This is a genomic window from Endozoicomonas sp. 2B-B (assembly GCF_053470045.1).
On sequence record NZ_JBLZMU010000002.1, the window covers coordinates 213,275 to 227,939 of the forward strand.

A 14,665-nucleotide genomic window follows, 5' to 3' on the forward strand; every position below is an offset into this window, starting at 1 on the left:
TCGTTTTCATTTCTGCTGTTTTTCACCGGTTCAGATATTGTTCCAGAGCTTCTCTCAAAGGCATGCTGTTTCACGCCTCTGGTATATCGTTTCAGGTAGTAGCCTTTATCACCAATCTCAATACGGCACATTGAGCTGATAATATCCCGGGTGGTTTCGCACCAATCACGGTATGAGTGCTCTCGAGCGAAGCGACTGCATTGCCAACCGGTGTGTTATTACAGGATTTCGTCAGTGTTCAACTGGATGACTTTGGCTCCTGTTGCCAAGGGGCAGTTATTTGCCTTTGACAGAGAGAGTTATGGCTCTTATATGTTAGGGGTTTTGCCACTTGAAGCGAACTCTGTGGAAATTAGAAGTGTGAGGTAGCTTTTTGTTGTATTGAAGGCGTCCAGAGATAATACCGGGAAAAATGCCTATTGCTTGAGAGAATTGGCTGATAGCAGCTTTAGTGAAAACCCCTTCTTTCAAGAAAGCAGAGTATTCACTTTCAGGAATTAATATTGTCTGTGCAAATTTATCTGCTTCAGACTCTTGTCTGATATATTGTTGATCTTTAGAATCATTTTCCAAGAATGTAATTCTTTTATCATGTAGCAAAATGTGTCCAATTTCATGCAATAAACTAAACCAAAATATATCAGACCAACTACCTCTCATAGACATCATTATTACCGCCTTGCTTTTGCCTATCCAGTAAGTTGCACCTGTAGTATAAGTTTTTGAGAAATGCGGGATGACAACTAATGCTATGCCACAATCGGCAAGTAAATTACTCAGCTTTTCTAACAGAGTATTCGGCTCTGTTTCAAAAGTAAGCTCTCTCAAAACTGGGAGAGATTGCTGAAGTTTTACTTTATCAAACTGCCTGACTTCTGTTTTGGATGCAAGAACATGGCCAGCTCTAAGCCAAGCTGCCAGAGCTTCATGAGAAGTACTTTCTTTCTTATTCTGCCTGAATGCAGGAGCGTATTCCTTCACAGAAGTAATATGGAAGAGCGAGGAAACACCAAAAAATTTTCGGAGTTCTTTGACTTTCTCCAAAGGTTTTCTTGTTTTTTCAACAAGGCCTAATTTTGCTATCTCTGTATATGGGTAGGCAGAAGCTAATTGTAGCTCGTCTTCTGCCTTCTTTTCATCTGCATCCCTTGCCATTACCAAGCGATATTCGGACTCAAGATTGCTCCAGAAATACGCAGGCACACCGACAACTTGCTCAAGCTGAAGAGCGGTTTCTGGTGTGATAGCCTTTTCTCCTTTGAGAATCTCATTGATGGCTTGAGGAGGTCGACCCATTCTACGAGCTAGCTCTGCTTGGGTAATATCCATCTCTTCAAGCACTTCCTCCAAATACTCACCTGGGGGAATGGCCAAATCGGACACGTAAGTCTGTTCAGTCATCATAGTGCTTGCTCACTTCTTCAATCATTGCGATATTCAGCGTGTCACCTTCGACGGTGAATATCAGTCTATAAAAACCCGTCAGATTAATAGCATACTGCCCTTTTCTGTCCCCCTTGAGAGGGTGACATTTTAAGACTGACAATCTCATTAGATCATCAAGACTACCTGCTGCTTTGATCGTGTTGATACGAAGAATGTACTTCCGCGCAACCTGATCACCAAACTCTCTAACTGCCTGATTACTCTTCAAAAAGCACTTTTTAAGCTTGTTGCTTCGGAACTTGACTACCAAACCGAGACACCGTAAGTATAGACACAACTTAACCAATATAGTTCACCTTTAGGGTGAAGACTATACATCGCAGTATTGGGGGCCTCGGGAAAATACTCAGGGCCATGAGTTTGGAGAGAAGCCTAACGCCTGGGAGCCCTTCAGTCACCAGAGCACCGCACGTCATGACCCCCCTTTAGCTCGCCTGCCCATAAGCGATCACTTTGGCTGCAGGAAATGAAGGCTTAGGGCAAAGTTTTAAGCGTCATTTTTTCCCGCTTTTCGTTCCATGCGCTGATACAGTTTTACGGCTTTCTTCTCAATGCGATTGAGCAAAGCGCTGTATTTTTTTAATGTGTCTCTGAGAGACAGCCCTGTATAGGCTTTCAAAAAACGAAAAACATCATTTCGGGTGATGCCATAATCCATCGCAGAGAAGTAGAGTCCAGATAAGTCTTTCAGTCGCCAGCGCTCGGGAATTTTATCCCGAATCTGGGCCCGGTGAAGGTCAATCAGATAAAACTTCAAGTGTTTCGGATCGGGGGTCTGGGTTTCAGGCATCATGAAATGGCAAAGATAGTAATCACGATGATTGACGCCATTATCATGGAGTTTTTTGCTGATTTCTGCCAGCTTCAACGTTATAGCTTGCTTCAATCGAAAGGAAGGAGGAGCGGTTTTCCAATGCTCGCAAAAATCCTCCAGAGTGACCATATTCGCCAGCTCTTCTGTCACCAGAAAAGAGCGACGTGTGGCAGGGTTATTCCCGGTTTCTCCATAGGCGACAGGTGTCATAGTATCAATGCTAATCTCATGGAGTTTGTTCAGAGCTTCCCACTCGTTTCTGGCGCCAAGAACGGGTTTACGCAAATGCACAAAGTTTTCAAGAATTTCAAACCAGCCCACACCCCCATGTACTTTGGCAAAATAGCCTTTGCCATTCAGTTCAAATCGAAAGGTACGGCGAGCTTCAAGTGCTCTGTAGACCTCTCCATCCATTGTTTCCAACAGGGATTGGGGGTCCTTGCCTTGCCAGGCTTTTTTAAAATCGTCTCTAAGATATAGCATTAAGAAATCGAGAAGTGGCCAGACTTTCGATCAGCCTGTTCAATAATGATATCAGCGGCCCGCTCAGGCAGGCTATACAGGTCCTCAGAGCGACTGAATGCAATGGCATTGTTTTGCCATTCCAGCCAATGCTCTGAATCAAGCATTGTGCTGACAGCCTCATTCAGAGAAACCTGATTAAACGGACTTGGTAATACAGTGCCTGCTTTGGCGTCTTCGATATAGTGCGCATAGCCACAGACATCGGTGGTCAGCACAGGCAGCCCGGCAACCAATGCTTCTAGCAGAACGGTGCCGGTATTCTCGTTGTAAGCTGGATGGATCAGCAGGTCGGCACTCAGCAGAAATCGGGGGACATCATCTCGGCCAGCAAAAAAGCGAAGCTGTTGCTCAATGCCCAATTGTTTGGCCAGTGACTCAAAGGGTTTTTGTTTGTCTTGACCTATCACAAAGAAACGAGTGCTCTGTTTTTGACAAGCGGGCAATGAAGCAATAGCCCTGATGGCTCGATCCAAACCTTTGGTTTTGAAGCCTGAACCCACCATCAGAACGAGCTTGTCCCCATCAGTGAGTGAAAACTCTTTTCTGAATTCTGCCCTTACGGCCTCGGCATTTTCAGGTCGACATCGATCCTTTGAAATACCCGGAGGCAGCAAATGAATGCGCTCTTCAGGGGTATGGTAATACCGCTGAAAGACAGGCTTTTGCAGTGCAGATATCAGCAGGGAAACGGTTTTGCTTTCCTGAGAGAAAACCGCTTCCTCAAAGGCTTGGTAATATCGAAAGCGTGATGTGAGTCGATACCACCAGCCTTTTGATTGGGCTTTGTCCAGATAACAGGTGTCGGCGGCATAATAGATATCCAGCCCCGGCATTTTATTAAACCCTACCAAAATGACTTCTGGCTGGTCGGCTAATGTTTTGCCGATCTGTTGTTGGAAGCTCTTCATCCTGACATGGTTTGAATGACCGTTGACTTTAAGAACCCGGATATCAAAACCGTCAGGCTTTTCGCCCTGCCAGCAGGTGGTAAAAACAAGAACTCTATGGCCTCTTTTCTGGCATTCAAGCGCAATCCTCAGAAAATCTCTCTGTAATCCCCCAAAAGGAAAATACTTATAAAGCGCAAAAGCCAATATCATGAAGACGCCTCTTGCAGAAGCTTCTCCAGGTAGGGCCAGACATAATCCGGGGTCATAGGGGTGAAAATGTCCGGGTCGGCTTTTGGAAGCTGGCATTCAGGGCACTGGTCAACGGTCAGATGAATCTGTGAGCTTCCGTAGGCCCCCACCCGGTCAGGACGGGTCGGGCCGTATAGAGATACAGCGGGTTTTTCCAGAGCTGCCGTCAAATGGCCTAGTCCTGTATCGACAGCAACCGCCGCTTTAGCATTTGCTATGACCCCGGCAATACCACTCAGGCTGAGGCGTGGCAGCACCTCAATATTATCGGAACATTTTGCGATGCAGTTGGCTCGTTCTTGCTCTTTTTTGTTGCCCCAGGGAATGACGATATGCATTCCCGCTGCCTGAACTTTATGGGCCAGTTGGCACCAGTAAGTTTCTGGCCAGTGTTTGGTGGGCCATGTGGTGCCATGAATAAAAACGACATAGGGTTTATTTTGAATCAGGTCGCCATCGAATCGGGATTGGTCGAGCAAAAACTGTCCGGGTTCTGTTGGCAATTCGTAGTCCAGTGATTTGGCAAACAGCTGTCGTACACGCTCGACGGCGTGTTGCCCCCAGTTAACCGTTTTTGGGAAGTCATAAAACTTGGCTGAAACAGGCTCCCGTGCTGAGTTTTTATCCAGTCCGAACTTGGGTCCCCTTGCCATTCGCGTAATAAGAGCGCTTTTCAATAATCCCTGGGCATCGATAACTGCATCGTATTCTCTGAATTTAAGATCTTTGCGAAAACGACGCCACTCGCCTGAGTGGACTGTGTTCAGGATCGATTTTCGCCATCTTCTCACCGCGACAGGTATGACTTTATCGACAGCAGGGTGCCAGCGCGGGATTTCCGCAAACCCTTCTTCTACGACCCAGTCAAACCGGATGCCCGGAATCGCTTTGGCAGCATCGGTGAGGGCTGGAAGGGTGTGAATCACATCACCCATGGAGGTGGTTTTTACTATAAGAACTTTCAACCCTGAATCTCCAGAGTCTGTTCACCAGACAGTCGTTCCAGGGCGTCCAGAACCATTTCGGGTCCCAGCTTTTTCATGCAGTCCATGTGTTCCAGAGGACATTCACGTTTAAAGCAGGGGCTGCATTCCAGTCCCAACCAGAGTGTTTCACTGTTGTCGTTCATTGGCGGGGTATGAGCAGCAGTGGTCGAGCCATAAACAGCCACCAGAGGCCGAGAAAGTGCAGCGGCAATGTGCATAAGGCCAGAGTCATTGGAAACCACAGCATGGGCCAGAGACATCAGGTCAACGGCATCCGCCAAAGTGGTTTGTCCTGCCAGGTTAAAACAACGTTTATGCAGATTTCTGGGCAGGTAGCCCATGATTTCCTGGGTGACGGCATGGTCTTTTTCAGAGCCGAACAACCATATTTGCCAGCCTTTCTGAGCCATCGTCAAGGCCACTTCGCCATAGTAACCGGCAGGCCATTGTTTCGAGGGGCCAAACTCAGCGCCAGGACAAAGCGCCAGAATGGGCAAGTCATCAGACAGTTGATAGCGATGCAACGCTTTGGCAACACTCTGGCTGTCAACACTCAAGGCAGGTTTGGGTAGAGGGGAGGGCAGTGGCGACTTATCCGGATAGGCCAGAGCAACAAAGCGTTCAACCATAAGAGGGTATTGCTCTTTGTCCAGAACTCTCAGGTCGTTAAGCAGGCCATACCTCATTTCTCCCCGCCAGCCAATTCTGACAGGAATGCCGGCAAGGAATGGAATCAGGGCAGACTTTAGTGAATTGGGCAGAAGAATGGTCCGGTCATACCCTTGTGCTTTCAAGTCTCTGGCTATTCTTCTAAGCGCGGCCAGATTCAGGCTGCCATGGCCTAAGGGCATATCAATCCCGTTCCGGACTTCAGGCATGCGCTCAATGATGGGGCGGCTCCAGCCTGGTGCCAGTACGTCGATGACAGCCTCTGGATGTTGTCGTTTCAGGGCAATGAACAAAGTTTGAGCCATTACCATATCCCCCACCCAGGAGGGACCGACAATCAAGTACTTCACGTTGCTGCAGTTCCTGTTTCTGGGAGGCTCCCGTAGCCTCCTGGGGATCGATCCGGAATCGATCTCTTGTAATTGGGCACGCTACCGCCCTCAGTGAGAGCACGCTGTCACCGATGGCAGAATAAGCACACTGGACAGTGTCCAGTTTCAAATATGCAGGGGTACCCCGTCTGAAGATAGGCCGGGGATACATTATACCAATCGAACTTTCTAACTCCCTATTGCGCTGAAGATTTGAGCCTTAATCCTGCGTTGGCGATCGTCGCCATAGCTAAGGCTATGACTCCTCACGCCGCCTTGTCTTAAGGCTCAAATCTCCATGCTCATCACGGGAGTTAGAAAGCACGATTGGTATTACATCCATGTAAATAAAAAGCGGCGTAGATTATACGCCACTTTTTCTGATCAATAACTCAGTAATTCTTACAGCTTATGGAATGAAAGCCAGTGATTCAGATCACATGAGCCAGCCACTCAGCGTATGCTTCCCGCTGGCCCTGAACCTGATCAAAGTACATAGTTTGCAGCTGTTCGGTGATGGGGCCACGTTGACCACTGCCGATGATGCGGCCATCGTGCTCGCGAATAGGCAGTACTTCAGCGGCTGTTCCGGTGAAGAAAGCCTCTTTGGCAATATAAACTTCGTCACGGGTAATGCGCTTTTCCCTGACTTCCAGACCCAGTTCCCCGGCAAACCGGATAATGGTGTCACGGGTAATTCCTTCCAGACAGGAAGTCAGCTCAGGTGTGTAGAGAATACCATCTTCTTTGACAATGAAGATGTTTTCACCACTGCCTTCCGCCACGTAACCTTCGTTGTCCAGCAGCAGAGCTTCTTCGCAGCCGCTGTCCAGTGCTTCACGCAGTGCCAGCATGGAGTTCATGTAGTTACCATTGGCCTTGGCCTTGCACATGGTGATGTTAACGTGGTGACGGGTGTAGGAAGAAGTACGGATTTTGATACCTTTCTCTTTAGCGTCAGGGTCCATGTAAGAAGGCCAGTTCCATGCAGCAACGATGCAGTGAACAGTTAGCCCTTCTGCACGAAGGCCCATACCTTCAGAGCCCAGGAAGCACATGGGGCGGAGATAGGCACTGTCAAGACCGTTCTCACGAACCACCAGCTTTTGAGCTTCGATCAGCTCTTCACGGGAGTAAGGGATCTTCATACCCAGGATATGAGCACTTCTGAACAGTCGATCCGTATGTTCTTCCAGACGGAAAATAGCAGGACCCTTGTCGGTGTTGTAGGCTCGAACACCCTCAAAGACGCCCATGCCATAGTGCAGGGTATGGGTCAGAACGTGGGTTTGTGCTTCTCGCCATGGAACCAGCTTGCCATCAAACCAAATAACGCCATCTCTATCGGCGAAGGACATGCGAAAACTCCCGATGCAATCCAGTAATTTTAACCATGAGAATGTAGCTAAGTTCATCGCCAAATGGGCAGCTTTGTTTTCTCACGGTGGTATTGTGATTTTATTGAAGACCCTTAGTGAAAGTCTTGTCATCACTTTGGGTGACAAAAGTCTTTCTGTGCTCATGGTTGTTTCGTGTTCATGGCTACTCAGCCCGGTGGGTCTCAAGCCAGGCTTGCAGGCCGCTGTGGGTAAGGCGGCCATGATTCTGTCTGTGCTTCGGTTATCTGCAGGCAGACGAGTATTGGATCATACTTTGCTACTGATTCCAAACCGCCGGGACATTCATTCCAGCCATAGCTGCCAAAGCGCTTCAACCTGACGGGTGAAGGGCTCCACCAAGGGGATTTCCACAAAGGATGGCTCGTTTTGCAAAGCTTTCAAGTGAGCCGCTTTTCTCAAGACTTTATAAGCTTCTCTAAGCCCTTTGCCTTCACTGGCTGTCAGGTAGCCGACTTTTTCCAGTGACTCCGAGATTCGAATGTTATCCGGAAATTGCGCAATTTCCGGGTGGGCGTGAGCATGGGCTAATACGGCGTATTGCATAAGAAACTCAATATCGACAATGCCGCCGCGATCGTGCTTTAGATTAAAGAGGGGTTGCCCCTGTTCATCCCGTCGGGACTTTGTCAGATGCTCTTGCATTTTATGGCGCATCCTGATGACCTCTGCCTTCAAGGTGGCAGGGTCCCTGCCAATGGCCAGAATACTTTTGCGAAGTGATTCAAACTTTGCTGTCAGCTGTTTATCGCCAGCTACTGCCCTGGCCCGGACCAGAGCCTGATGCTCCCAGGTCCAGGCGTCATTGCGCTGGTACTTTTCGAAAGATGTGAGTGAACTGACCAGCATTCCTGAAGCGCCTGAAGGGCGCAGACGCATGTCGACTTCATAGAGTCTTCCGGAAGGGGTTTGAGCGGTGAGAATGTGTATGATTCTCTGTCCCAGTCGTGTATAGAAGCTAGAACTTTCTATGGAGCGCGAGCCGTCTGTTTCTTTATTGAGAGCGCCGTTATGCACGAACACCAAATCCAGGTCCGATCCCGGACTGAGTTCAATGCCACCCAGTTTGCCGTAGCCAATGATGATAAAGCCAGGATCGCAGATGGAACCGTCTTCACCCACAGGGTGCCCATGTCGCTCAACCATGGTTTTCCATGCGAGGCCGACCACTTGATCCAGCAAGGCTTCGGCAATCCAGGTCAGGTAATCGCTTTCCTTCATTAAGGGTAATGTACCAGCAACCTGTGCTGCCGCTACTTTCAAAAGATGTGACATCTTGAAGTAGCGCAGCGCTTCCATCTGGGCTTCCAGATCATCTTCCGGAATATGAGTCAGTTGTTGTCTGAGATCGTGCTCAAGTTCCGCTTTTTTGGGTGGGTTATAGAGATCACCAATATCCAGGAACTCATCCAGCAAGGCCGGATGTCGGGCAATCTGGTCTGCTATCCAGGGGCTGGCGGTACAGAGGCTGATCAGGTGCTCCAGAGCTTTGGGGTTTTCCATCAGCAAAACCAGGTAAGCCGTTCGGCGTAAAACACTTTCAATAAGCGGAAGAATTCGGGTCAGTGCCAGATCAGGCTGTTCGCTACGACCGATATGTTCCAGCAGCGAAGGCATGAAGTGGTCAAGTCGCTCACGGCTTTGGCGGCGGATTCTGGTGATGGCTCTGCCATCCCTGAGCGCTGACAGGCGTTGCCTCGATGCTTGTGGCTCTGAAAAGTGGTTCTCCTGAAATTGTTTTAATTCCTCGTCTTCGTTGAGATTGCCCTGCCAGAGTAGCTTCCAGTGCTCCTGAACCGTCTGTTCCTGATCGTTGGATGTATCCGGTAAGGACACAACCTCATCAAAGTGTCCCAGGACCTGCTCTCTGTGATGATCCAGCTTACTCATCAGGGAAGACCAGTCCTGGTGCCCTGCAATAAAAGCAATTCTTTCCTGTTGCAGGGTATCGACCGGCAGTTCCTGAGTCTGTCTGTCTTGCAGCGCCTGAATAGCATGCTCTAAATTTCGAAGGTATATGTAGGCTTCAGTTAACGCCTGTGTAACGAACTCTGGCAGGTAATGCGGCGAGAGTCGGTTGAGAATGTTGAGCAGTCCCTTTTCCTGAAGGCTTCGATCCCGGCCACCGTGGATCAGCTGAAATGATTGGGCAATAAATTCAATTTCTCTGATGCCGCCGGGACCTAATTTGATGTTGCCCTGCATGCCTTTGCGCTTTACTTCTCTTTGAATCAGGGCCTTCATATCCCTGAGGGCAGAAATAGCACTGAAATCAATGTACTTTCTAAAAGTGAATGGCTTCAGAATGTTGAGCAGATTCTGACCTTCCGGGATATCTCCGGCAATGGCCCTGGCCTTGATCATGGCATAGCGTTCCCAGTCTCTGCCCTGATCCTGATAATACTGCTCCATAGCGGAAAAACTCATGGCCAGCGCACCGCTGGTACCATAAGGCCTCAGTCGCATATCAACCCGGAATACAAAGCCGTCCACCGTTTGATTGTCCAGGACTTTGATCAGACGTTGCCCAAGCCGGATAAAGAACTCCTGATTATCCAGAGAGCGAGCTCCACCCAACGTTTCACCCTTATGAGGATAGGTGAACATCAGGTCGATGTCGGAAGAAAGATTCAGTTCCTGCCCACCCAGCTTGCCCATGCCGAGTACGATCATCTTTTGTGGTTGAGGTGTTTCTCCATAGGGAGCCCCCATCGGGGTACCCCAGGTTTTGCAGGCTTCTTCATACAGCCAGTCCATTGACTGATCGACGCAGGCATCCGCCATAGCAGAAAGATCCAGTGTGGTTTCCTGCATGGAGCACAGGCGGTTGAGGTCACGCCAGATGATTTTGACCATCTCACGGTTTCTGTAGACCCGGAGTTGCTGCATCAGGTCATTTTCGTTGAGGACTTCCTGAGTCAGCAGGCGGAGGGCATCCTGATGCCTCTCGGGTTTGGGGTTTTTTAATAAATCCGGATTCTGATGGAGTTGGAAAACAAGATCCGGATGCTTCAGGCATTGTTCAAAAGCAAAGTCGCTGCCCGCCCAGGTTTTATAAAGTTGGGAGAGAAAATCGGGAGATAATGAGTCAGATCTGTCAGCCAGATCTTTTGCTCGACAGGTTTCCAGAAACTCGTCCCATTGCTTGTTCAGGATGCTTTTTACCGATGCAGGGCAGTTCATTCGCTCAAGGCTTTTGATTGACTCAAGGCTGTAATCTGGCGACGCCATTAGTGGAAGCCCTCTTTAGCAAGGTGGGTGAGCAGTGCTCGAACTTTGGGGGTTGAGCCACGGTGACTGGGATACAACGCATATAAGTCCACAGGCTCGAACTGCCAATCGGGCAGAATATTGATGAGCGTACCTGCTGCCAGGGCATGCTTTGCCATGTACTCTGGCAGTTCGGTGATACCCAGCCCCCTGATGGACATTCTCATCAGCATGGAAAAGTCATCGCAGCGTAGACTCGGCTCAAACTTCAGGGTTCTATTTTCTTGTCCGCAAAAGAGATGCCAATCGGGGTTGCGCTCCTTTGCACTCATCAACATTAGCGGATGCTCTAATAAGTCGCCCGGCGTTTTGATTTTATGTTTTGCAAAACCCGGAGCCGCATAAAGACGCAGATGGATGGAGCAGAGTTTCCTGGCAATCAGTCCAGAGTCTGGCAAGTCTCCAATTCTAAACGCCAGATCGTACCCCTCTTCAATCAAATCAACACGTCGATTAGTCAAACTAAGATCAAGTTCAACCTCAGGATAGAGTTGGCAGTATTCGGCAAGGTGGTCACCAAGCAGTGACTGTCCAACCCCGAGAGAGGTACACACTCGCAAACGGCCCTGAGGTTTTTCCAGCATGGATTCCACTGCACTGCCTGCGGCTTCATATTCCTCTTTGATTCTTTTGCAGTACTGATAGTAGCGCAGACCGATTTCAGTCAGATGCAAGGTTCTGGTTGAACGTTCCAACAGCCGCACACCCAACCGGGACTCCAGCCGGGTGATCTTGCGGCTGATGTTGGATTTCGGTGTATTCAGTGCTTCTGCTGCCTGAGTAAAGCTGCCTCTCTCGACTACCGTTGCAAATACCATCAGATCATTAAGGTCAGTCATTTGTTATCAAATATTGAACAGTGTTTTGTATGAATGAATATATATCAACTTTGGATAACAAACTAATCTGGTTTCATCACTGACTGGAAAACAGGGATTGAGCGATGGAAATTTTGACCTTAGAGCAACTACCACAGGGCGGTTTTGCCGGACTGGAAGAAAAACAGGTCGTCACAGATCAGCGAGTATTTGGTGCTCGAAAGCGACCTGAGACGGCCAACGGCATAGGTAACTTCGTTTATCTTGCTGATGCCAGCTTCTTGCCCCACGGCGAGACAGGTATGCACCCCCACCAAGAGATCGACGTCATCAGTGTGATGGCAAAAGGCCGGATAAGCCACGCTGGATCTTTGCAACACGGCAAAGGTTTAGTGGCCCCGGAGGCGCAGGTACAACGAGCGGGAGGTGAAGGGTTTGCACATAACGAAGTGAATCCGGATGAAACCCCCAATCAATTGATTCAACTGTGGGTTCTGCCAGAAACAAAGGGCGAGCCAGCGGGTTACAAGGCTTATACCCCGGAAACCAATGTCAGAACACGCATCTATGGAGGTAGTAAAAAACAGACGAAAACGTTTGATAGCCACACCGTGGTAGAAATGGTTCAGGCCACCGAAGGATACCAGACAGAGCATAGCGGTGAGGTTTTGGCTTATCTCAGCACTGGCAAGGCAAGCATTAATGGCGAAACCATTCAGGCTGGCACTTTGGTAAGAGCGACGGAATTGAACTTTGTCGCCCAACAAGAGAGCCAGCTGATCCTGATTTTTACCGAATCTTTTCAATGAAACAGAGACACTGATAAGGACGTGATCATGACAACAAAATACTCTGAGTTTTTAACGCCGGACAACGCTGTATTAACAATGATCGACCACCAGACGGGTTTGATGGTCGGGCTGGGTGATGAACACCCGACGGTGCTGAAAAACAACATTGTTGGCCTGACCAGAACGGCAAAAGCCATTGGCTTGCCATCGGTGGTGACTGCCAGCTTGCCTGAGGGGCCAAATGGTCCGGTGATGCCTGAAATTACCGACGTACTGGGCGGGGAAGTGATTGAGCGTGAAGGGCAGATCAATGCCTGGGATAGCCTGGCGTTCAGGCAAGCCATTGAGAAAACAGGCCGCAAAAAAATCATCATGGCCGGTGTTGTAACGGACGTATGTTTATTATTTCCGGCATTGTCCGCCATTGAAGAAGGCTACGATGTGTATGCCGTGATCGATGCCTCGGGTACCTGGAATAAAACGGCTCAGGAAGTCACGATACAGCGTTTGGCTCAGGCGGGTGTGAAAGTGACGACCTGGGCTTCGGTTCTGGCAGAGCTGATGAACGACTGGCGCAGTGAATATGGTGAAGCGTTGGGGCAGGTATTGGCTGAGCATACGACCAAATACGGTTATGTGATGAACAGTTATTTCGCAAGAGGATAGTCATGGGTGGCGAGCTCATCAGCTCGCCAGTTAACCGTCATTGGGTAGCATTATTTTCACGACTTGTTGAGGCAGTGTCCTTATCTGGAATTAAAGAGTTCTTAAGCTGGTTAACCAGTCTTTGTAAATGCGTAATATCTTTTATATTTCTTACTGAATAATAAACATATTTATAAGTGTCTGTGGGTTCAGTTGTGAACAATCTGGAGTATTCAGGGGAGGGGTTGTCCTGAGTTATCCTGTTGCCATCTGCATCTTTAAAACAAGCCTCCCAGAAAAGATCAATGGCTTGATCTCGTTTGTTGGCGGAAAGGGCAAAGAAAATTAATGCAAAATTACCAACCGCCTCATACTTGTCTTCCAAGGATGAGCCTTGTTGAAGAATCATGTTTACACGCTCTGTCTCTCGACGGGCAATCTTCTCTACCAGAGCCTGTCGATCTGTATTCAAGCCTTTGATGACATTTTCTTTGAACTGATGCAAGTTAAAGCTTTTACGTGCATGAAATTTTCTTGACATTCTGGCTATACGGGTGAGGGAGTGGCAGAAGCCAAAGCGGAAGGTGTGGGTACAACTGGCACAATAATCAACAATATATTCATAGTCTTCCCCCAGGGCGTTGCACATTGCAGCAGCAAGATGTACATATACGTCGCCGATTGCCTGTTTTTCCGTGAGCCTTTTGCAATTCAGCACAAACATAATTGGATTGACGAAAGACTTTTCTAAAACTTTGAAAGGTATTTCTTCATCATCCTCTGAAAGTTCAAGATTGGGTTGATGAGTATTCGGGGACGGGTCATAACCTATATGACCAAACGACGGATGATGTATCGGATGTTCGGTCTCTCTTTGAGCACGGGAAGGAGAGTTTCGCTGGCCCCCTCCAGCCAACCCGCTACCACCGGATGGCGGTTGGACTTGACAAACGCCATGACAGGAACCGACGTAACAATTGAAACCGTACGTGTGCCGGTGTTGTTCAGGGCCCTGGTTACCGCTGCCAGAGCCGGAAAACGTAAACCTGAAAAAAGAGCCTCTTGGTTGGGTGGTTGATCCAGAGGCCTGCTGACTGGATGATGCTGATGGCGGGTTTTGTTGGCCACTATTTTGTTGGCCACTTTGTTGTTGACCCTGCCCGGGTAGCATCATAGTGTTGATTTCAAATGGGTGCTCCTGATCTGCTGACTCCGGTTGATCCATCGGGTTGAACTGCGACGAATCCTTGTTCCAATATCTTTCCAATAGCCAGCCAACGGTGACAAACACTTCTAATGGTATTCTTGAATTGGGTTTCACGTTCAGAGCGGCGTCACTGTTGGTCATCATCAGTTCATTAGCAACCAGAAAATGAGCGGCGTGAATCAATGGCCAGGAGATCGACTCAAAAAAGGCAGTTACTACCCCATAACCACCTGGTCCGAGTGGTTTGTCATCAGGCAGAAAAGTTGACTCTGCGCAGCCGTCAGTGTCGGCAAGGTGTAACGGGGTACCCGGCAATTTATGTTGGTCTGGCTTTATAGACAAGCTCTCTTTTGAAAAGGCTCCATCCTGTTGAAACCCGAGAACAAAACGTCTTGTCAATGGTTCGGCCTGACAGACGACAGACAACCATGTAGACAGTAACAGCAGTGCCATAGACAACGAGTTTTTCATTAATCCCACTTTGATAGTCTGTTGCTTGTAGTAGTGCTTAGGCATTCATTTTCTACAGGGCAAAGTTAGACCAAGAAAGTGATAGATCAAAAAATAAGCGTGTTTTTTTCAAAAAC

The 14,665-nt window shown here is 48.6% G+C and carries 13 protein-coding genes; 3 read left to right on the forward strand and 10 right to left on the reverse strand.

Features of this window, described 5'->3' with window-relative positions; translation table 11 throughout:
* Window positions 1–315 precede the first annotated feature (315 nt).
* From ACOMHB_RS25210 to ACOMHB_RS25240, 7 genes are all read right to left on the reverse strand, one after another.
* Window positions 316–1,404 (reverse strand): HigA family addiction module antitoxin, encoded by a 1,089-nt coding sequence (locus ACOMHB_RS25210; RefSeq protein ID WP_448218815.1) that lies wholly within the window; start codon window positions 1,402–1,404, stop codon window positions 316–318.
* Window positions 1,394–1,552: a hypothetical protein gene (locus ACOMHB_RS25215; protein ID WP_448218816.1), complete on the reverse strand. Its 159-nt coding sequence runs from the start codon at window positions 1,550–1,552 to the stop codon at window positions 1,394–1,396. Before ACOMHB_RS25215 ends, ACOMHB_RS25210 begins: the two co-directional genes overlap by 11 nt.
* Window positions 1,553–1,933: 381 nt before the next feature.
* The gene (gene rfaP / locus ACOMHB_RS25220; RefSeq protein ID WP_448218817.1) at window positions 1,934–2,743 is read right to left on the reverse strand and encodes a lipopolysaccharide core heptose(I) kinase RfaP; all 810 of its coding nucleotides are present in this window, start codon (window positions 2,741–2,743) and stop codon (window positions 1,934–1,936) included.
* Entirely contained in the window at window positions 2,743–3,885 is a 1,143-nt protein-coding gene (locus ACOMHB_RS25225) for a glycosyltransferase family 4 protein (protein WP_448218818.1), read from the reverse strand. Before ACOMHB_RS25225 ends, rfaP begins: the two co-directional genes overlap by 1 nt.
* Window positions 3,882–4,889, reverse strand: a complete 1,008-nt coding sequence (gene waaC / locus ACOMHB_RS25230) for a lipopolysaccharide heptosyltransferase I (protein ID WP_448218819.1) — start codon at window positions 4,887–4,889, stop codon at window positions 3,882–3,884. The genes ACOMHB_RS25225 and waaC overlap by 4 nt, the downstream gene beginning before the upstream one ends.
* The gene (waaF, locus tag ACOMHB_RS25235; RefSeq protein ID WP_448218820.1) at window positions 4,886–5,929 is read right to left on the reverse strand and encodes a lipopolysaccharide heptosyltransferase II; all 1,044 of its coding nucleotides are present in this window, start codon (window positions 5,927–5,929) and stop codon (window positions 4,886–4,888) included. The genes waaC and waaF overlap by 4 nt, the downstream gene beginning before the upstream one ends.
* A 452-nt stretch (window positions 5,930–6,381) precedes the next feature.
* Entirely contained in the window at window positions 6,382–7,308 is a 927-nt protein-coding gene (locus ACOMHB_RS25240) for a branched-chain amino acid transaminase (protein WP_448218821.1), read from the reverse strand.
* Here ACOMHB_RS25240 and ACOMHB_RS25245 point away from each other — a divergent pair.
* Complete coding sequence (locus tag ACOMHB_RS25245; protein WP_422492150.1) at window positions 7,307–7,669, forward strand: hypothetical protein; 363 nt, start codon at window positions 7,307–7,309, stop codon at window positions 7,667–7,669. The two genes, ACOMHB_RS25240 and ACOMHB_RS25245, sit on opposite strands and share 2 nt — an antisense overlap.
* Here the strand turns inward: ACOMHB_RS25245 and glnE are convergent.
* Together glnE and ACOMHB_RS25255 are read right to left on the reverse strand one after the other, a co-directional pair.
* A complete protein-coding gene (gene glnE, locus ACOMHB_RS25250) occupies window positions 7,633–10,578 on the reverse strand; it encodes a bifunctional [glutamate--ammonia ligase]-adenylyl-L-tyrosine phosphorylase/[glutamate--ammonia-ligase] adenylyltransferase (RefSeq protein ID WP_448218822.1) in 2,946 nt (981 codons plus the stop codon). The two genes, ACOMHB_RS25245 and glnE, sit on opposite strands and share 37 nt — an antisense overlap.
* Entirely contained in the window at window positions 10,578–11,456 is an 879-nt protein-coding gene (locus ACOMHB_RS25255) for a LysR family transcriptional regulator (protein WP_422409973.1), read from the reverse strand. Before ACOMHB_RS25255 ends, glnE begins: the two co-directional genes overlap by 1 nt.
* Window positions 11,457–11,560: 104 nt before the next feature.
* Here ACOMHB_RS25255 and ACOMHB_RS25260 point away from each other — a divergent pair, with 104 nt between their 5' ends.
* On the forward strand, window positions 11,561–12,244 hold the full coding sequence (locus ACOMHB_RS25260; RefSeq protein WP_448218823.1) for a pirin family protein: 684 nt from the start codon (window positions 11,561–11,563) through the stop codon (window positions 12,242–12,244).
* A 27-nt stretch (window positions 12,245–12,271) separates the two neighbouring features.
* Window positions 12,272–12,892: an isochorismatase family protein gene (locus ACOMHB_RS25265; RefSeq protein ID WP_448218824.1), complete on the forward strand. Its 621-nt coding sequence runs from the start codon at window positions 12,272–12,274 to the stop codon at window positions 12,890–12,892.
* A gap of 37 nt (window positions 12,893–12,929) precedes the next feature.
* On the opposite strand, the gene ACOMHB_RS25270 is transcribed toward ACOMHB_RS25265, so the two are convergent.
* A complete protein-coding gene (locus ACOMHB_RS25270; RefSeq protein WP_448218825.1) occupies window positions 12,930–14,549 on the reverse strand; it encodes a hypothetical protein in 1,620 nt (539 codons plus the stop codon).
* Window positions 14,550–14,665: the final 116 nt, after the last annotated feature.